Genomic DNA, 17,592 nt, shown 5'->3' with positions numbered 1-17,592 from the left:
TTTTCGCCTCAACGCATGGGATAGCGCATCCACACCCGGCTGCACGACGGGACGCCTTTGCCGATTGGCTGTTCGCGCAGTTCGAGCAGTGCCTGGCGTCGTTGCACCTGGCCTGTCAGCCAGCAGGCCGTGCAACGGCTGCCAGGCCGCGGCGCCGGACCAGCCAGTACACCGCGGGAATCACGAACAGGGAAAGCAGGGGTGCGGTCAGCATGCCGCCGACCATCGGCACCGCAATACGGCTCATGACTTCACTGCCGGTACCGCTGCTCCAGAGGATCGGCAAGAGCCCGGCGACGATCACCGCCACGGTCATCGCCTTGGGCCGGATACGTTGCACCGCGCCTTCGCCGATCGACGCCAGCAGCGCCGACTGCGTGCACTCGCCGTTGGCCTGTCGCTCGGCCCAGGCATTGTTCAGGTAGATCAGCATGATCACCCCGAACTCCGCCGCCACCCCGGCCAGGGCAATGAAGCCGACACCGGTGGCCACCGACAGGTTGAAGCCCATCAGGTACAGCAGCCACACGCCACCGGTCAGGGCAAAAGGCAAGGTGCCCATGATCAGCAGCGCTTCGCCAAGACGGCCGAAGGTCAGGTAGAGCAGCACGAAGATGATCGCCAGGGTCGCCGGTACCACCCAGGCCAGACGTGCGTTGGCCCGCTCCAGGTACTCGAACTGACCGGAGTAGCTCAGGCTCATGCCGGGCTCGAGCCTGACCTCGCGCTCCACCGCCTGGCGCAGGTCGGCCACCACCGATGAGAGGTCACGACCGCGTACGTCGATGTACACCCAGCCGGAGGGACGGGCGTTCTCGCTTTTGAGCATCGGCGGCCCGTCGGCAAGGCCCACACGCGCCACGCTGCCGAGGGTGATCTGGCTACCCTGCGCGGTATAGATCGGCAGTTGCCGCAGGGTTTCGACAGAGTCGCGCCATTCACGGGGGTAACGCAGGCTGATCGGGTAGCGCGCCAGGCCCTCGACGGTCTCGCCGATATTGTCGCCACCGATGGCTCCGGCGACGATGGCCTGCACGTCGGCAATGTTCAGGCCGTAACGCGCCGCGGCCTGGCGGTCGATATCGAGGTCGATGTAGCGTCCGCCGGTCAAACGCTCGGCCAGGGCCGAGGTCACGCCGGGCACGCCCCTGGCGACACGCTCGATGGCCTGGGTCACGTGGTCGATCCGGGCCAGGTCGTTACCGGCCACCTTGACCCCGATCGGGCTCTTGACCCCGGTGGCGAGCATGTCGATCCGATTGCGGATCGGCGGGATCCAGATATTGGTCAGGCCTGGCACGTGCACGGTACGGTCGAGTTCCTCGACCAGTTTCTCGCTGGTCATGCCCGGGCGCCACTGAGCCTTCGGCTTGAGCCGCACGATGGTCTCGAACATTTCCAGCGGTGCCGGATCGGTGGCCGACTCCGCGCGCCCCGCCTTGCCGAACACGCTGGCCACCTCGGGCACCGTGCGAATCAGCCGGTCGGTGCGCTGCAGCAACTGCGAAGCCTGTTGCGCCGACAGCCCTGGCAGGGCCGAGGGCATGTACAGCAGGTCCCCCTCATCCAGCGGCGGCAGGAATTCCCCGCCCAGGTGGGTCAATGGCCACAGGCTGCTGAGCAGGATCAACAGGGCGCCCAGCAGTGTCATCAGCGGGCGCCGCAGTACAACCGCCAGGGCCGGGCGGTACAGGCGGATCAGCCCCCGATTGAGCGGGTTATGCTGCTCCGCCGGCAGCGGCCCGCGAATCCAGTAGCCCATCAGCACCGGCACCAGGGTCACGGCCAGGCCGGCGGCGGCGGCCATGGCGTAGGTCTTGGTGAAGGCCAGCGGTGCGAACAAGCGTCCCTCCTGGGCCTGCAGGGTGAACACCGGGACGAACGACAGGGTGATGATCATCAGGCTGAAGAACAGCGCCGGCCCCACCTCGATGGCCGCCTCGGTCATGACCTGCCAGTGCTGTTCGCCGTGCAGCAAGCGCCCCGGATTGAGCCTGTGCCAGGCCTCTACCCGCTTGTGCGCATTCTCGATCATCACCACGGCGGCATCGACCATCGCGCCGATGGCGATGGCAATCCCGCCCAGCGACATGATGTTGGCGTTGATGCCCTGGTGACGCATGACGATCAGCGCGACCAGCACCCCCACCGGCAGCGAGATGATCGCCACCAGCGACGAGCGCAGATGCCAGAGGAATGCCGCGCACACCAGGGCGACCACGATGAACTCCTCGATCAGCTTGTGGCCGAGGTTGTCGACGGCGCGGTCGATCAACTGGCTGCGATCATAGGTGGTGACCAGTTCGACGCCGGCGGGCAGGCTCTTCTTCAGCGCCTGGAGCTTGTCCTTGACGCGGGCAATCGCCTCCCGCGCATTCTTGCCACTGCGCAGGATCACCACGCCCCCCACGGCCTCCCCCTGGCCATCCAGCTCGCCAATGCCGCGGCGCGCCTCCGGCCCCCGTTGCACCCTGGCCACATCGCCCAGCGTCACCGGCGCCCCCTGGGCGCTCAGGCGCAGGGGAATGGCACGGAAATCGTCCAGCGTCTTCAGGTAGCCCGAGGCCCGCACCATGAACTCGGCCTCACCCTGTTCGAGCACGCCGCCCCCGGTTTCCTGGTTGGCCTTGCCGATAGCCTGCGCCACTTCTTCCTGGGTGATGCCGAGGCTGGCCATGCGCAACGGATCGAGCACCACCTGGTACTGCCTGACCATGCCACCGATGCTCGCCACCTCGGCGACATCCGGCAGGGTCTTGAGCTCGAAGCGCAGGAACCAGTCCTGCAGGCTGCGCAACTGCGACAGGTCATGCCCGCCGCTGCGATCGACCAGGGCGTACTGGTAGATCCAGCCCACCCCGGTGGCATCCGGGCCGAGCACGGGCCTGGCCGAGGCTGGCAGGCGCGACTGCACCTGGCTCAGGTACTCCAGTACCCGCGAACGCGCCCAGTACAGGTCGGTCCCGTCCTCGAACAGCACATAGACAAAGCTGTCGCCGTACGCCGAATAGCCGCGCACGGTCCTGGCGCCCGGCACCGAAAGCATGGTCGTGGTCAGCGGATAGGTGACCTGGTTTTCGACGATCTGCGGCGCCTGCCCCGGATAGGAGGTGCGGATGATCACTTGCGCGTCCGACAGGTCCGGCAACGCATCGATCGGCAGGCTGCGCAGTGAAAACAGCCCCCACGCCAGCAGAAACAGCGTGATGAGCAGCACCAGGATGCGGTTGCCCACCGACCAGCGAATCAGTTTCTCGATCATGGTCGGCTCTCCCTGGCAGGCGCTGCCGAGGCTGACGGAATGTCCGGTGCCGTCGTGGCCTCGATACCCTTGAGGCTGGCTTCGGAATCGATCAGGAACTGTCCCGAGGCCACCACCTTCTGCCCCGCCTGCAGCCCTTGCAGCACCGCGACCTGGCCGTTGCTCTCCAGCCCCAGCCGCACCTGTACCGGACGGAAACGTCCCTGGTCCTCGGCCAGCATCACCATGTCGCGCTTGCCGCTGCGGATCACCGCTTCGGCCGGCAACAGCAGGCTGTCATCGGCCTGTTCGTCCGGATGCAGGGTGACTTGCGCGGTCATGCCCGGGCGCAGCCGCCCCTCGCGATTGGGCAGTTCGATACGCAGGCGCAAGGTGCGGCTCTGCAGGTCGGCGTCGGCGAGCATGGCGGTCAGCCTGCCCGGGATCACCTCGCCGGGATACGCCGGCAGGCGTGCCTCTATCGCCTGCCCTTCGCGCAGGCCGCCGGCCTGGCCTTCCGGCACCGCGGCCTCAAGCCAGACATTGAGCACGCCATTCATCCGCGCCAGGGTCGCCCCCGGCATCAGCGCCATGCCCGGACGCAGCTCCAGCGCCTGGATCACCCCCGTGCCGGGCGCCACCAGCGTCACCCGGTTCTGCACCTGGCCGCTGCGCGCAACCCGCCCGATCAGCTCGGCGGGCATACCCGCCAGCAACAGACGCTGGCGCGCCGCCGCCTGCAACCCCGCATCCCCCAAGCGACGCAGGGCCAGAAACTCCTCCTGCAACCCGACCCACTCCGGTGCCAGGACATCCGCCAACGGCGCACCCTTGACCACCCTGTCGCCCGTGGCCCGGCCATAGGTACGTTCGACGAAGCCCGCGGTGCGGGCCTGCAGCACGCTGAAGTCCCGCTCATCGTAGGCCAGCACGCCGCTGACCAGCAGCGAACGCTGCAGCCGTCCGGGGGTTGCCGTTGCCAGGCGCACCCCCAGGTTCTGCTGCACCCCCTGGGTGATCTGCACCGCCGGCTGCATCTGTCCGGCATCGGCCTCGGCGTACTTGGCCACCAGTTGCATGTCCATGAACGGTGACTTGCCGGGGGCCGAAAAATGCTGCTGCGGGTACATCGGGTCGTACCAGTACAGCGCCTTCTGCTCGTCGGCAACCGACGCAGGCCCGCCACGGCCCTCCTGCGCCAGCCAATAGCCCGCCGCGACACCCGCGGCCAGTGCAAACACCACGATCAATCCGATAGAGGTCCGCTTCATGCCCGCACCTCTCCATAGACGAAGTGCAGCCGCGCGGCCGTCGCCGCCAGTTGCCCCTGCCAATCGATATCCTGCAACCACGCCTGCACCCGCTGGCGCCGTGCCTCAAGCACCTCTGCCAGGGCCAACTTGCCCGCCCGGTAGTCGGCCAGGGCCAGGCGCACCCGCTCCTCGGCCAACGGCAGCAGTGTCTGGCGACTGCGTGTCACCGCCCGTTGCAGGCGCTGGTACTCGGCCAGGTCCGCTTCCAGCTGCGCGGTGTGCTCACGCAGCAACGCCTCGCGCTCATCTTCGAGCTGCCGCACCTGCGCCTGTCGCGCGGCAATCGTCGGGTCCTGGCGTGATCCGCTGAACAGCGGCAACTGGAAGCTGACCTGCACACTGACCATGTTGCTGAAGTCCGGCCCACGCCGCTGGTAATCCACCTGCCATCCCCAGTCCGATTTCTTCTCGGCCTGCGCCTGATGCACCTGGGCCTGCGCCTCGCGGGTCATGGCCCCATAGGCCGCCAGTTCCGGATGGTCATGCAGGGCATGCAGGTAGTGCGGTGCATCCACGGCCCATTCGGGGAATGCCCGCGCCCGAGGGTCGCTGTCCTGCCCGACCCAGCGTTTGAGCGCCGCTCGCGCCTGGCTCGCCTGGCTCGACAACCGGTCTTTCTGCTCATCCAGTTGCGCCGCCTCCTGTTGCGGCGCCAACGCATCGGCCGTCGCGCCTCCGCCGCCGGCCAGCCGTGCGCGCACGACCGCGGCGAGCAAAGCGTTTTCGCGGTAAAACTCGTCGAATTGCTGCAACTTGCGCTGCACCGTATAGGCCGCGATCCAGGCCTGCGCCGTGGCTGCGCGCACCTTCAGGCGCTCGACCACGGCCTCGGCATCGGCCCGCTCGACAGCCGCCTGGGCCGTCTCGACCCGCGCCTTGCGCTTGTCACGGTTGGGCACCTCCTGCGCCAGGCCGACCACCTGCATGGTCATGAAGTCGCGATTGGCATTCCAGCGGTCGCTACCGTCCACCGGCAGGTTCTGTACCCCCAGGTTCAAACGTGGATCGGGCAGTTCACCGGCCGGCAGCACCGCATGGCGTGCCGCCGACATCTGCTCCTGGCGCGCCTGGAGAGAAGGCGCGTTGCGCTCGGCCAGTTGCAGCGCATCGTCCAGGGAAAGTGAAGCCGCCTGCACCGACAGGGTCGGCAGCAGGATCACCAGGGCGGCCATCGGCGTCAGCCCTGCATGAAGACGTGGGAAAGTCATGAAGAGGATTCCTCGAAAAAACCGGCGCATGCGCGCATGCCATCGTCCGGCCGCGAGGGCGGAACGATGCTCTTGGGTTTACGAAGGAATCAGGCGCGGGGCGGTCGCCACAGGTCGGGCGCAGCCCGGGTCAGCAGGTTCCGCGCATAGCTGTCGGCCAGGCCTGGCGCGGCAAAGGGCATGGCGGGCTCAGCCAGGTTGACCTGGAGCACGCTCGCGGTGCTGCACTCCTGGCCGACCTTGCAGGCCTTGGAGCCATGATGGGAGGACTGTCCCTGGTCCTGACAGCAGTCGTGCTGCATCCCCGCCATCCTGTTCATCCCCGCGGCCTGCATCGGGCAGGGTTCGACGGATGAGTCGATCCCCGCCATCCCGTTGAAGGGAAGCGCGAGAACAAGCATCAGGAGGGTGAGCCGTCGCAGCAGGTCGATCATGCCGGTGAGTGTAAGTGAGTTCCGTTAGCTCGACATTAACAACCTTCACACTCGTGCCCCGCAGGAACGACGTTCCAGCGCTTGGCGTTCACCCTCGGCCTCATTCAGGCCCCTGAACCTGTCAGGGCCGCCAGTGCGCTGCGCAGCGATGCCTGCTCGGTGAGCTGGTAAAGCTGCAACTCATCCAGCGTCTCCCGGCCCAGTGCGCGCTGGAAGGCGTCGCGGTTGGCCAGTTCCGCGTAATGGGCCTGGGCATGGTCACCGAGGTTGGACTGGAAGATCCCCGCCGCACTGACCGGCAGGAAGTCTTCGTAGACCAGAGGCTCATAGGCCAGTTCCCCACTGGCCAGTAGCGCCTCGACGTCCCGGGACACCCCACCGGCCGCCAGGCCCTTGTCCGTCGCCCGGTAGCGGAAGAACGCCAGTTGCTCGCGGCGCAAGGTCTCGTAGTCATCCGGGAAGGCCTTGAACGCCTCGGCCAGCAGTTCACTGTAACGCTGCGCATTGGCTTCCGAGGGGAATCCCCCCAGCGCCTCGCGGGCCTGCCCCAGCAAGGCGTCGTACAGTGCACGGCCTTTCGGGGTCAACGCCACGCCACGCTGCTCGATCTCGCCGAAACGCGCCGAGTGACTGCCCTGCTCCGGGCCCTGCGGGCCGACGAAGTCGATGGCCTCGTTGAGGGCCTTGAAGCTGGTCTGACGCAGCAGGATCGGGCAGCGACGACGTGGCGGCCCCTCGATCACCGCCTTGGGCGTGATACCACGGCCGGGCATGTCGGCCTGCACCTGGTCGATGTCCAGGGTGCGCGGCGTCAGGTGGTTGATGTGCGGCCCCTTGAACGCGACCACATCGGCGATCAGGCGATGGGCACCGTCCAGGCGCTGGTAATCGGCCAGGCTGACGGTGGCCTGGCCGTGCCAGCGGAAGGTTTCCAGCGCCTGGGTGACGAACTCGTCAGCCGCTGCGGCATCGAGACCGCCGTCGCGCTCGGCCTGGGCGATCAGTTCCAGCACCCGTGGGGTGAAGATCTGCCGCGCCGCCAGGGTGCGCTCGGCGAAGGTCCGCAGCGCGGTGTCCTGGATCAGTTCCAGGCGCAACAGCGAGGTGAATACCCGGAACGGGCTGGCGCGCAAGGCGCTTTCGTCCACCGCGCGAAAAGCCGTGGAATGCACCGGTACACCGGCCGGGGTCAGGTCGTAGTAACCCACCGGCTGCATGCCCATGACCGCGAACAGCCGGCCCATGGTCGCCAGCTCCGCGGCGGTGCCGACGCGGATCGCGCCGTGGCGCTCCAGGTCCAGCCGCTCCAGCTCGCCGGTATGGGCCAGCGCCTGTGCCACGGCCGGCTGCGCCGCCAGGGTATGGCGGTTGGTGTCGGCCACCAGTTGCATCAGGTCGCCATACAGCGGCACCTCCTGCTGGTACATGGCGCTCATGGCCCGGGAAAAGTCGGCACGAATACGATCAGGCGAAACAAGGGTGCTCATCAGGCAGGTCTCCGCTCAGGCCAGTTGCGCCAGGCATTGTTCGAGGATGTTCAGGCCATCTTCCAGAATGGCCGGTTCGATGGTCAACGGTGGCAGCAGCCGGATGATATGCCGCGCCTTGCCGCTCGGCATCAGCAGCAGGCCGGCTTCGCGGGCGCTGGCCAGCACGGCGGCCAGATGCTGCGGCGCCGGGCTGCCATCGGCATTGACCAGTTCCAGGCCACGCATCGCGCCGACCCCGGTCAGGCGGCCGACGCAGGCAAAGCGTTCTTTCCAGGCGGCGTGATACCGGGCGATCAGCGTGCCCTGCCCTTCGCCCCAGCGCGAAAGGTTGTCATCGCTCATCTGCCCCAGCGTCGCCAGGCCGGCGGCGCAGGCCAGCGGGTTGCCGGAATAGGTGCCGCCCAACCCGCCTTTGGGCAGGGCGTCGAGCAGTTCACGGCGGCCGACCACCGCCCCCAGCGGCACCCCGCCGGCCATGCTCTTGCCGAGCAGCAGCAGGTCCGGTTCGATGCCCAGCCGGGTAAAGGCAAAACGCTCGCCGGTGCGGCCGAAGCCCGACTGCACCTCATCGATCACCAGCACGATGCCGTGGCGGTCGCAGAAGGCCCGCAACGGCTTGGCGAAATCCGCATCCAGGGCCAGGAAGCCCCCCTCGCCCTGCACCGCCTCGATGAAGATCGCGCCGATGTCCTCGACCGCAATTTCCACGCTGACCAGGCGCTCCAGTGCCTTGAGCGCCTGCTCGGCGGTGACGCCGGTGTCGGCACTGGGGTACGGCAGGTGAAACACCGGCCCCGGCAGGCTGCCGACCTTCTGCTTGTACGGCGCCACCTTGCCGTTGAGATTCAAGGTGGCCAGGGTGCGGCCATGAAAGCCGCCATCGAAGGCCACCACGCCACTGCGCCCGGTAGTACCGCGAACGATCTTCAGGGCGTTTTCCGCCGCCTCCGCGCCGCTGTTGGTGAGCATGCCCGACAGCGCATAGCTGACCGGCACGAACGCGGCCAATGCCCGCAGGTAGGCGCCATATTGGTCGTGGGGTACGGCATTGAACGCGGCGTGGGTCATGCGCCCGGCCTGCTCGCGAATGGCCGCCACCACCGCCTCGTTGCAGTGCCCGAGGTTGAGGACGCCGATACCGCCGATGAAATCGATGTAGCGCTTGCCGGCGCTGTCCCAGACGAGTGCGTTGCGTCCGTGGGTCAGCTCCACAGGGTGAACGATGTTGATCGATTGGCTGATGCAATCCTGATTCATGGCCCGCTGCCGTTCCTGGTGAAAGTGCCTCCATTCAAGCGAGCAGGTACGGGCAAGACAAACGATAAATAGTCGCGGGTTCATTCCTTTCAGTCATGAAGTCGCGCTATCACCCCAAGAACCCCACCCTACATCCCTGCCATAGACGGATAAAACTGAAAAACCCGTCCTGAACTCACACGCTCTCTGCCCATTGAATTCCAGGAAGGAATGATATTTGGAATTTTGCTCGTTTGTTCGACCAGGCTCTCGGCGCCGATACTGCCCCCTGTCAATTGTGCCTGTCGTCACGCCAAAGGAGTCCGAATCATGATCAGTCAACTGCTGCAACGCCTGGGGGTGCCCGCCCACGCTTATAGCGAAGGCACCTACGCGGTCCATACCCCCATCGATGGCAGCCGTATCGGCTCGGTCAAGCTTGAGGATCGCGAACAGGTGCTGTCGCGCATCGCCACCGCCCAGCGTGCCTTCCAGGCCTGGCGCCAGGTGCCGGCGCCGCGTCGTGGCGAGCTGGTGCGGGTGTTCGGCGAAGTGCTGCGCGAGCACAAGGCCGACCTCGGCGAGCTGGTGTCCATCGAGGCCGGCAAGATCACCCAGGAAGGCCTGGGTGAAGTGCAGGAAATGATCGATATCTGCGACTTCGCGGTGGGCCTGTCGCGCCAGCTGTACGGCCTGACCATCGCCTCCGAGCGTCCTGGCCACCACATGCGCGAGACCTGGCATCCGCTGGGCGTGGTCGGGGTGATCAGCGCCTTCAACTTCCCGGTCGCGGTCTGGGCCTGGAACACCGCCCTGGCGCTGGTCTGCGGCAACGCGGTGATCTGGAAACCGTCGGAAAAGACCCCGCTGACCGCCCTGGCCAGCCAGGCGCTGCTGGAGAAGGCCCTGGCCCGTTTCGGCGAGGCCCCTGAAGGCCTGGCGCAACTGATCATCGGCGACCGCCAGGCCGGCGAAGTACTGGTGGACGACACCCGCGTCGCCCTGGTCAGCGCCACCGGCAGCACCCGCATGGGCCGCGAAGTGGGCCCACGGGTCGCCGCACGCTTCGGCCGCAGCATCCTGGAACTGGGCGGCAACAACGCCATGATCCTGGCCCCGAGTGCCGACCTGGACCTGGCGGTACGCGCCGTGCTGTTCAGCGCCGTCGGCACCGCCGGCCAGCGTTGCACCACCCTGCGTCGCCTGTTCGTGCACAACTCGGTCAAGGCCGAGGTGGTGGCCCGGGTCAAATCCGCCTACGGCAAGGTGCGGATCGGCGACCCGCGGGAAGGCAACCTGATCGGCCCGCTGATCGACCAGCAGAGCTTCAACGCCATGCAGAACGCCCTGACCCAGGCGCGCGACGAAGGCGGCCAGGTGTTCGGCGGTGAACGCCAGCTCGCCGACCGGTACCCGAACGCCTACTACGTCAGCCCGGCGCTGGTGGAAATGCCGGGCCAGTCCGCCGTGGTACGCCACGAAACCTTCGCGCCGATTCTCTACGTCATCGGCTATGACGATTTCGACGAGGCGCTGCGCCTGAACAACGAAGTGCCCCAGGGCCTGTCGTCGTGCATTTTCACCACCGACGTGCGCGAGGCCGAAGCCTTCCAGAGCGCAACCGGCAGCGACTGCGGCATCGCCAACGTCAACATCGGCACCAGCGGCGCGGAAATCGGCGGTGCGTTCGGCGGCGAGAAGGAGACCGGCGGCGGCCGCGAATCCGGCTCCGATGCCTGGAAAGGCTACATGCGACGCCAGACCAACACCGTGAACTACTCCCGCGAGCTGCCGCTGGCCCAGGGCATCGTGTTCGACTGACCGCTATCCGGGGTCATCGCCGGTCGGTGACCCCGCTCTCTTCAGGTTGTCGAAATGCGGCGTCATTTCGACACCGCCGCGCGGGACGCCAGCCGACCCTACCGCCGATAAGCCTTGCCGAAGTGCCGTTCCAGTCGCGACTGCACCAGCTCCAGCAGGATCGACAGCAACCAGTAGATAACCGCCGCGGTGGTCAGCATCTCCATGTAGCGATAGCTGGAGCGGCCGTAGGACTGCGCCAGGAACATCACTTCCCACACCCCCATCACCGAGATCAGCGACGAGTCCTTGAGCATGGAGATGAACTGGTTGGCGGTGGGTGGAATGATCACCCGCATGGCCTGGGGCAGGATGACGTGCCGGAAGATCTGCCGCGAGCGCATGCCCAACGCCAGTGCCGCCTCCCGCTGCCCCCGGGCAACGCCCAGGATGCCGGCGCGGAAGATCTCGCTCAGGTAAGCCCCGTAGTTGAGCGACAAGGCAATGATGCCGGCACTGATTGCCCCTGGCACCATGCCCAGTTGCGGCAGCCCCAGGTAGATCAACAGGATCTGGATCAGCAGCGGCGTACCGCGGAAGAACGAGGTATAGAAGCTGGCAATCCCCACCAGGACCGCGCTGTTCGACAACCGCGCCAGGGCGGCGGCGAAACCGAACAACACCGAGACCACCATCGAGCACAGGCACAGGAACAGGGTCAGCGCCGCACCCTGCAGGAAGCCGTTCGGCCCCAGTTTGAAACCGGCCAGGTTCGGGAACTTCTCCAGGATGATCGAGAATTTCAGGTCAAAGCTCAGGAAGAACGCGACGAACAGAACGAACAGCGCCAGCCAGGTCAGGTACAGGCGCGTGCGAAAACCCAACAGGCGCGTGCCCGCGGCCTTGGCCACGGGCTTCGGGGAAGGTTCGAAGGCACTCATTTACTGATGTCGGCGCCGATCCATTTCTGCGACAGACGAGCCAGGGTGCCGTCGCTCTTGAGTTCGGCGAACACCTGGCGCACCTTCGCCTCCCACTCGGGGTCGCCCTTCTCAATGGCGACCGAGTTGGGCTCCTCATACAGCGGGGCACCGGCCAGCTTGAAACGCTTGTCCTGGTTCAGGCGCGGTTGCGCGGTCACCAGGTTGGTCAGGATGGCATCCAGACGGACCCCGGCGCCCAGTCCCAGGTCCTGGAAGGCCACGTTGTCGGTGTCGTAGGGCGCGATCTGGACGAAGTCGAAGGGATAATCGATCTTCTGGTCTTCGGCACCTTCGATCACCAGGTTCTTGTTCAGGTAGCTCTCGTAGCTGGAGGCGCTGGTCAGGCCCACCTTGCGACCGTCCAGGTCCTTGGCCGAATGAATGCGGTCATCCTGGGCGTTGACCACGATCACCGCCGGCGAGGCGTAGTACTCGACCGGGAAATCGAAGACTTCGGCCCGCGCCTTGCTCGGTGTCATCGAGCAGATGCACAGGTCATAGCGGCCGCTCCAGCGACCGGCGGCGATCACGTCCCAGGAAGGTGTTTCCAGGCGCAGCTTGACGCCCAGCTTCTGCGCGACCGCCTTGGCCACGTCCACGTCGAAGCCATCGAGCTGGTTCTGTTCGTTCAGGAAGGAAAACGGCGGATAGCTTTCCATCAGCACATTGACCAGTTCCTTGCGTGACTCGACCCGATCCAGCGTGACACCGGCAACAGCCTGTGAAGCAGCGGCAAGGGCGAGCAGCCCTGCGCCCAGCAAGCAAGGAAAACGCATATAAGTACCTGAAAAGTTGGCTGAAAACGAATTTCAGCTATTTAATAGCTATAAGCGCACTGAACATAGTGAATTTTCTTCATAAGCACATCCAGGAAGGTTATATGAAACAACGATCGATGGTGGTTCTAGACGGTGGCATGGGGCGCGAACTGCAACGCAGCGGTGCTCCGTTCCGCCAGCCGGAGTGGTCCGCACTGGCGCTCAGCGAGGCCCCCGAGGCGGTCGTGGGCGTGCATGCCTCGTTCATCGCCGCCGGAGCCCAGGTCATCACCAGCAACAGCTACGCCGTGGTGCCCTTCCATATCGGTGAGGAGCGCTTTGCCCGGGAAGGACGTCAACTGGCCGAAACCGCCGGCAAGCTGGCCCGCACCGCCGCCGACGCCAGCGCGCAGCCGGTGCAGGTGGCGGGCTCCCTGCCACCGCTGTTCGGTTCCTATCGGCCCGACCTGTTCCAGCCTGAGCGCGTGGCCGAAGTGCTCACGCCGCTGCTCGAAGGCCTGGCGCCGCACGTCGACCTCTGGCTGGCCGAAACCCAGAGTTCGATTGCCGAGGTCCGGGCGATCCACGCCCACCTGCCGGCCGATGGCAAATCGTTCTGGGTGTCGTTCACCCTGCAGGACGAAGACATCGACGATACACCACGCCTGCGCTCCGGCGAGCCGGTGGCCGAAGCCATCAAGGTCGTTGCCGGCCTGGGCGTGAGCGCCGTGCTGTTCAACTGCAGCCAGCCGGAAGTCATTGGTGCGGCCGTGGACGTGGCGCGCTCGGTGATCGAAGGGCTGAACGTCGATATCGCCATCGGTGCCTACGCCAACGCTTTCCCGCCGCAACCCAAAGAGGCCACCGCCAACGATGGCCTGGACGAACTGCGCGAAGACCTCGACCCACCCGGCTACCTGGCCTGGGCCCGGGATTGGCGGCAACGCGGTGCCAGCCTGATCGGTGGCTGCTGCGGCATCGGCCCGGAACATATCGCCGAATTGAAGCGCAACCTGGCTTGAGCCTCTGATGAAACAGGCTCGCGCCGGGATCGAGCAGCCGCTGCATCACGCCGCGTTCGGACTGACGTTCGTGGCCCTCGACCCCGATGGTCACCGGTTGCGCGTCTGCCTGCCCTGTCCGGCGTCTCTGATACCGGCGGCCGCGTGGCGATATGTGGTCGCCTGAAAACCTGTCAAACGGTCCTGTGCAGCAAAGGCATGCGGCTTGATCCAGTTTTCCGGCTGCGATTGCCAGGGGGACTGGGGAGGATTCGAGGCTTCTCTTTCAGGAGCCCCGCCATGTCCCACCCTCGCCACACGCCCCCTGCGCTCGCCCCCACTGGCCTGATGAAGCCTTTCAGGCGCCTGGGCCTGATAGTCCTGGTACCCCTGCTGCTCGCCCTGCTCAGCCTGCTCGTGGGCAGCCTGGTGAGCATCAGCGGGCTTTCGCTCATGCGCTTCGCTCAGTGGCAAGCGTGGCAGGTCCACCATTACGGGTACTTCCTGCTCGCCCGCCTCCTCCTCTTCAGCCTCGCCGCGTGGGGATGGGTGTGGTTCCGTCGCAGGGCCCTGCCGGTTCAGCCGGGCGTTCCCGACAGCCTGAAAAGGGCCGAGGTCATTGCCGCCCTCGGCATCCTGCTGATCGAGCTGGTGCGGGCCCTGGCACTGTGGGAGGGCCTGGCATGACGCTCTATGCCAACGATTACCTGGAGTACTACCTGACCCTGGTGGGCTGGCTGGTCAGCAACGGGATCTGGAACGTGATGATGGACTCGGGCTTCTTCGCGCTGCCCTTCCTGGTCATCCTGCTGCAGGAGTGGTTCAAGGCCCGGGAGGAAGGCGGTGGCGCCGAGCTGGCGTTTGCGGCCAGCGCCAGCATCGAGCACCGCTTGTGGCTGGCGACCGCGGTGATCCTGTTCGCCGGAGTGCCCGTCATGACCGTGAGCCTGAGTACCCTGGAGTTCGACCAGAGTCGTTCGGAACAGTGTCAGCATCAAGCCCCCCTGCCCCAGAACACCGGCTGGTCAAAGTCCTTCACCACCCTGAACGGCCAGAGTGCGAAGGTGCCGTTCTGGTGGTTCTTCGTGCACTCGGCGTCCAAGGCCGTGAGCGGCGCCGCGGTAGCGGCCATTCCCTGCGGGACGGATCTGCGGCAGATGCGCATGGAGGTGAACAACACCCGCCTGACAAACCCACTGCTGGCTCAGGAGGTGGCCGACTTCGTCGACGACTGCTACGGCTACTCCCGCGCCAAGCTGTTCATGAAGCAACCTGACCTGACCGAGGAACAGACCAACGACATCAACTGGATCGGCTCGCGGTATTTCCTGGAGAACAAGGGGTTCTACGACACCTATCATTCCAAGACTCCACGCGACGCATGGCCTTACGATCCTGAGCGGGACGCGGGCCTGGCGAAAGTACCCGGCGGTGGCGGCTACCCGACGTGCAAGCAGTGGTGGGATGACGAAAAGGAGGGCTTGAAAAGCCGGGTGCTCGCCGAAGTGGACAGCTCGCTACTGGAGCGTTTCACCAAGTGGGCCACGTTTACCAGCAAGGACAAGGTGGACGAAGCGCTCATCCGGCAGGTGGTTTCACCGAGAAATCAGCAAATGACCCAGGGCAAGGTCTATACCGACTACGGTGGCCGGATTGGCCCTTCGATTCCTGACGTTGCGGCCCGGGTGACCGGCGCGGTGGGCACGACCATGGGCACGCTGACGAACCTGCCGGCGATGGACGTCGTGCGCCAGGCGCTGCCGATGGTGATGGCCCTGCTGAAGATGGCGCTGGTGATCTGCATTCCACTGGTGCTGGTGCTCGGCAGCTACGACCTGAAGGCGGTGATCACCGTGTCGGTGGTGCAGTTCGCGATGATCTTCGTCGACTTCTGGTTCCAGCTGGCGCGCTGGATGGACAGCACCATCTTCGATGCCTTGTACGGGTCCGGCTCGCCCCATTCGAACCTGAACCCGTTGATGGGGTTGAACAATGAGCAGGCTGATTTTCTGTTGGGTATTGTGATGGGGGCGATGTTTATCATTCTGCCGTCGTTTTGGATGTCAGCACTAACATGGGTTGGCGTCCGATCAGGCCAAATTCTCAGAGGTTTGACAGATGGAACTAGCAGCTCTCAACAATTCGGAGGAGCAGGCAAAAACATCCTAGAGAACGCCATGAAGAAATCACTTAGCAGGATCAAGAAAAACTGAATCTAATCAAACTTATGAAATGCTGGATCATTTATATTATCCGGAGAATAAGGATCAGGAAATAGCTGCTCGCCATCCATCCAAACAGCTTTCTCTTCCTCCATTCCTACCTCTGAACTGCTGAGCAATATATCCTTACACAGGATAACTCCAATAACTACGACTACAGCCCAAAACGCCACACATAAAAAAACACCAATTAGAGACAATCGCACCAACCCACCCAGCAAGCTCGCCAACATGGCGGGTACTCCTTTCTTCATCGCCCACCCGATCACTGGCTCCTCCCACCTGCGATAGCGGCGGGAGAGCCAGTCAAATACGCGTTTCAGACGATAGACAAGTCCCTTTTTCCTGGCTTTAGCAACCATGCTTATACCCTCGCGATTGAGATTTGCGGCGCCGTACTGCTTCTCGGCACGACGCTCAAATCAGCTTGGCAGAGGGTCTGTACAAGCACCTGTAGGCTTTTTCCCAAATAAAGACGGATTCGACATCTGGGTCCCGGAAACCCGATTCAACCAACCTAGCGCGGGGTGGCGATGGGCGTGGTGCACCTGATCGAACTGGCACAGTTGAGGATGGACAAGCTCCTGAATGGGCATGCCGTCAGCCGATAGCACTGGCGCTGTAAGTACCACCGGCGCGGTGGGTCAGCGGGCATCTTCCAGCCGACAGTTTCTCCAGTGGCAGAAACGTTGAATCATCCCCTGCATGATCCGTCCAATGACCTACTGCCCTGTATCCCGGGCAGCGAATTCATCCTGATAAAGCGCAGGTCATCCGTCCCCCGGCGCTCAAGAACCCCGGAGAAGTCCCATGCATCGTGTGGTCGACAGCGATACCCAGGAAATAAGAATAGATTTTCTTCAGGACACCCTGTTCGGCGTCAACGCCTTCAATTTCCACTGCACGGCACAGCTTTCACTCTCACCCACCGGCCCCTCATCGACCTTGCAACTCTTGATCGCACCGCCCTGGCCTGAACAGTTCGAAGCGGCTCATTCGCTCACCTTCCGTTGGAACGAGACGCTGTACAGTGGGACGGTCCGCGCCGCTCACCGGCAGCCCGATGGCCGCCTGCTGCTGACCCTCGAGCGGCAACCCTGAGAGGCAGCCGCCCAACTGGCGCAGCAGCAGGAAGCACCGAGGCCACCGGCGTTCAGCCCTTGCTGTGTTCGGGAGAGGACGGTCCCTTGGTCACACCACGTGGGCCGGTTATTCCCCAGGCCACCAGGCCGACCACGGGCAGCAGGAAAATCACCGCCGTCCAGAAGGCCTTGCTGCCAGAGGGTTCGGGGCTTCTCCAGACGCTGTTGATGGCCCACAGGTCCAGTAACAAGAGGATGACCAGAGCCCCGATCCAAAAGTAATAGGTTTGCATGATGGTTCTCCTGGTTGATAAAGCATTAGGTCGGACGCTATCCGGGCAGTTCAGTCAATCTCTCAGCCCTCGGACCAGGGGCGAGGCCAGGTTTCCCCGGGATCGCCGCCCGGTTGATCGGGCACGGGGCATTGTCCGGGGGGGAAAAGGATTTAAGAACTTCAGCCCGCGGGGTGGTCGATTCAAGGAGGTGCCCGTCTCACAGCCAGTGAACAAACACCGCTCAACGAACCGATTGATCAAGGGGAAGTCATGGCTTACCTGGACCTGCTGCAATGGCCCGCCATGGTGGTCACCGTATTGGCCGCCTGGCTGATCGGCTCACTTAAACCCAGACGCCGAATGATCGGCTTCGTCTGTTTCACCCTCAGTAACGTGCTGTGGGCGATATGGGGATGGCACGCCCAGGCCTATGCGTTGATCGTATTGCAGGTCTGTCTGTGCGCAATGAACGTGCGCGGTTTCGGGAAAAACGCACGGGATCGCAAAACCGCCCACTCGCCCAGCCAAGGGCACTGATCTCGAACAGTC

At 64.7% G+C, this 17,592-nt stretch carries 17 protein-coding genes; 7 read left to right on the top strand and 10 right to left on the bottom strand.

What is annotated here, in order from left to right; translation table 11 throughout:
- Positions 1–115: 115 nt before the first annotated feature.
- From ACMGT0_RS12655 to ACMGT0_RS12630, 6 genes are all read right to left on the bottom strand, one after another.
- Positions 116–3,262, bottom strand: a complete 3,147-nt coding sequence (locus ACMGT0_RS12655; RefSeq protein ID WP_416772848.1) for an efflux RND transporter permease subunit — start codon at positions 3,260–3,262, stop codon at positions 116–118.
- A complete protein-coding gene (locus ACMGT0_RS12650) occupies positions 3,259–4,512 on the bottom strand; it encodes an efflux RND transporter periplasmic adaptor subunit (RefSeq protein WP_416772847.1) in 1,254 nt (417 codons plus the stop codon). Before ACMGT0_RS12650 ends, ACMGT0_RS12655 begins: the two co-directional genes overlap by 4 nt.
- A complete protein-coding gene (locus ACMGT0_RS12645) occupies positions 4,509–5,762 on the bottom strand; it encodes a TolC family protein (RefSeq protein WP_416772845.1) in 1,254 nt (417 codons plus the stop codon). Before ACMGT0_RS12645 ends, ACMGT0_RS12650 begins: the two co-directional genes overlap by 4 nt.
- An 89-nt stretch (positions 5,763–5,851) precedes the next feature.
- Entirely contained in the window at positions 5,852–6,196 is a 345-nt protein-coding gene (locus ACMGT0_RS12640) for a hypothetical protein (protein ID WP_416772843.1), read from the bottom strand.
- A 104-nt stretch (positions 6,197–6,300) separates the two neighbouring features.
- On the bottom strand, positions 6,301–7,683 hold the full coding sequence (locus tag ACMGT0_RS12635) for a VOC family protein (protein ID WP_054062737.1): 1,383 nt from the start codon (positions 7,681–7,683) through the stop codon (positions 6,301–6,303).
- Positions 7,684–7,698: 15 nt separating this feature from the next.
- Positions 7,699–8,943, bottom strand: a complete 1,245-nt coding sequence (locus ACMGT0_RS12630; RefSeq protein ID WP_054062738.1) for an aspartate aminotransferase family protein — start codon at positions 8,941–8,943, stop codon at positions 7,699–7,701.
- Positions 8,944–9,252: 309 nt separating this feature from the next.
- Here ACMGT0_RS12630 and ACMGT0_RS12625 point away from each other — a divergent pair, with 309 nt between their 5' ends.
- Positions 9,253–10,743, top strand: coding sequence for an aldehyde dehydrogenase family protein (locus ACMGT0_RS12625; RefSeq protein ID WP_273825644.1), 1,491 nt, complete (start codon positions 9,253–9,255; stop codon positions 10,741–10,743).
- A gap of 98 nt (positions 10,744–10,841) precedes the next feature.
- On the opposite strand, the gene ACMGT0_RS12620 is transcribed toward ACMGT0_RS12625, so the two are convergent.
- Positions 10,842–11,663 (bottom strand): amino acid ABC transporter permease, encoded by an 822-nt coding sequence (locus tag ACMGT0_RS12620; protein WP_054060789.1) that lies wholly within the window; start codon positions 11,661–11,663, stop codon positions 10,842–10,844.
- Entirely contained in the window at positions 11,660–12,481 is an 822-nt protein-coding gene (locus tag ACMGT0_RS12615; RefSeq protein WP_054060788.1) for an ABC transporter substrate-binding protein, read from the bottom strand. The genes ACMGT0_RS12620 and ACMGT0_RS12615 overlap by 4 nt, the downstream gene beginning before the upstream one ends.
- Before the next feature lie 119 nt (positions 12,482–12,600).
- Between ACMGT0_RS12615 and ACMGT0_RS12610 the strand changes: the two genes are divergently transcribed.
- From ACMGT0_RS12610 to ACMGT0_RS12595, 4 genes are all read left to right on the top strand, one after another.
- The gene (locus tag ACMGT0_RS12610; RefSeq protein WP_273825654.1) at positions 12,601–13,485 is read left to right on the top strand and encodes a homocysteine S-methyltransferase family protein; all 885 of its coding nucleotides are present in this window, start codon (positions 12,601–12,603) and stop codon (positions 13,483–13,485) included.
- 7 nt (positions 13,486–13,492) lie between these two features.
- Positions 13,493–13,651 (top strand): hypothetical protein, encoded by a 159-nt coding sequence (locus tag ACMGT0_RS12605; RefSeq protein WP_416772840.1) that lies wholly within the window; start codon positions 13,493–13,495, stop codon positions 13,649–13,651.
- Between the two features lie 113 nt (positions 13,652–13,764).
- Positions 13,765–14,151: a hypothetical protein gene (locus ACMGT0_RS12600; protein WP_416772838.1), complete on the top strand. Its 387-nt coding sequence runs from the start codon at positions 13,765–13,767 to the stop codon at positions 14,149–14,151.
- Positions 14,148–15,677 (top strand): conjugal transfer protein TraG N-terminal domain-containing protein, encoded by a 1,530-nt coding sequence (locus ACMGT0_RS12595; protein ID WP_416772837.1) that lies wholly within the window; start codon positions 14,148–14,150, stop codon positions 15,675–15,677. Before ACMGT0_RS12600 ends, ACMGT0_RS12595 begins: the two co-directional genes overlap by 4 nt.
- Positions 15,678–15,679: 2 nt before the next feature.
- Here ACMGT0_RS12595 and ACMGT0_RS12590 read toward each other — a convergent pair whose 3' ends face one another.
- Positions 15,680–16,048, bottom strand: a complete 369-nt coding sequence (locus ACMGT0_RS12590; RefSeq protein ID WP_416772835.1) for a DUF3742 family protein — start codon at positions 16,046–16,048, stop codon at positions 15,680–15,682.
- Positions 16,049–16,496: 448 nt separating this feature from the next.
- Here ACMGT0_RS12590 and ACMGT0_RS12585 point away from each other — a divergent pair, with 448 nt between their 5' ends.
- Entirely contained in the window at positions 16,497–16,787 is a 291-nt protein-coding gene (locus ACMGT0_RS12585) for a hypothetical protein (protein ID WP_054056889.1), read from the top strand.
- A gap of 52 nt (positions 16,788–16,839) precedes the next feature.
- On the opposite strand, the gene ACMGT0_RS12580 is transcribed toward ACMGT0_RS12585, so the two are convergent.
- A complete protein-coding gene (locus ACMGT0_RS12580; protein ID WP_416772833.1) occupies positions 16,840–17,061 on the bottom strand; it encodes a PLD nuclease N-terminal domain-containing protein in 222 nt (73 codons plus the stop codon).
- A gap of 252 nt (positions 17,062–17,313) precedes the next feature.
- Between ACMGT0_RS12580 and ACMGT0_RS12575 the strand changes: the two genes are divergently transcribed.
- Positions 17,314–17,580 (top strand): hypothetical protein, encoded by a 267-nt coding sequence (locus tag ACMGT0_RS12575; protein WP_054056891.1) that lies wholly within the window; start codon positions 17,314–17,316, stop codon positions 17,578–17,580.
- Positions 17,581–17,592 lie beyond the last annotated feature (12 nt).

This window comes from Pseudomonas sp. RHF3.3-3, assembly GCF_048069595.1.
GTDB lineage: Bacteria > Pseudomonadota > Gammaproteobacteria > Pseudomonadales > Pseudomonadaceae > Aquipseudomonas > Aquipseudomonas fuscovaginae_B.
The sequence above is the reverse complement of the archived record's forward strand: the minus strand, read 5'-3'. Positions and strand labels throughout refer to the sequence as shown.

Bases quoted from the DNA above. Each gene is read 5' to 3' on its own strand.
- ACMGT0_RS12655 (WP_416772848.1), bottom strand. From the start codon at position 3,262: ATGATCGAGAAACTGATTCGCTGGTCGGTGGGCAACCGCATCCTGGTG.
- ACMGT0_RS12650 (WP_416772847.1), bottom strand. From the start codon at position 4,512: ATGAAGCGGACCTCTATCGGATTGATCGTGGTGTTTGCACTGGCCGCG.
- ACMGT0_RS12645 (WP_416772845.1), bottom strand. From the start codon at position 5,762: ATGACTTTCCCACGTCTTCATGCAGGGCTGACGCCGATGGCCGCCCTG.
- ACMGT0_RS12640 (WP_416772843.1), bottom strand. From the start codon at position 6,196: ATGATCGACCTGCTGCGACGGCTCACCCTCCTGATGCTTGTTCTCGCG.
- ACMGT0_RS12635 (WP_054062737.1), bottom strand. From the start codon at position 7,683: ATGAGCACCCTTGTTTCGCCTGATCGTATTCGTGCCGACTTTTCCCGG.
- ACMGT0_RS12630 (WP_054062738.1), bottom strand. From the start codon at position 8,943: ATGAATCAGGATTGCATCAGCCAATCGATCAACATCGTTCACCCTGTG.
- ACMGT0_RS12625 (WP_273825644.1), top strand. From the start codon at position 9,253: ATGATCAGTCAACTGCTGCAACGCCTGGGGGTGCCCGCCCACGCTTAT.
- ACMGT0_RS12620 (WP_054060789.1), bottom strand. From the start codon at position 11,663: ATGAGTGCCTTCGAACCTTCCCCGAAGCCCGTGGCCAAGGCCGCGGGC.
- ACMGT0_RS12615 (WP_054060788.1), bottom strand. From the start codon at position 12,481: ATGCGTTTTCCTTGCTTGCTGGGCGCAGGGCTGCTCGCCCTTGCCGCT.
- ACMGT0_RS12610 (WP_273825654.1), top strand. From the start codon at position 12,601: ATGGTGGTTCTAGACGGTGGCATGGGGCGCGAACTGCAACGCAGCGGT.
- ACMGT0_RS12605 (WP_416772840.1), top strand. From the start codon at position 13,493: ATGAAACAGGCTCGCGCCGGGATCGAGCAGCCGCTGCATCACGCCGCG.
- ACMGT0_RS12600 (WP_416772838.1), top strand. From the start codon at position 13,765: ATGTCCCACCCTCGCCACACGCCCCCTGCGCTCGCCCCCACTGGCCTG.
- ACMGT0_RS12595 (WP_416772837.1), top strand. From the start codon at position 14,148: ATGACGCTCTATGCCAACGATTACCTGGAGTACTACCTGACCCTGGTG.
- ACMGT0_RS12590 (WP_416772835.1), bottom strand. From the start codon at position 16,048: ATGGTTGCTAAAGCCAGGAAAAAGGGACTTGTCTATCGTCTGAAACGC.
- ACMGT0_RS12585 (WP_054056889.1), top strand. From the start codon at position 16,497: ATGCATCGTGTGGTCGACAGCGATACCCAGGAAATAAGAATAGATTTT.
- ACMGT0_RS12580 (WP_416772833.1), bottom strand. From the start codon at position 17,061: ATGCAAACCTATTACTTTTGGATCGGGGCTCTGGTCATCCTCTTGTTA.
- ACMGT0_RS12575 (WP_054056891.1), top strand. From the start codon at position 17,314: ATGGCTTACCTGGACCTGCTGCAATGGCCCGCCATGGTGGTCACCGTA.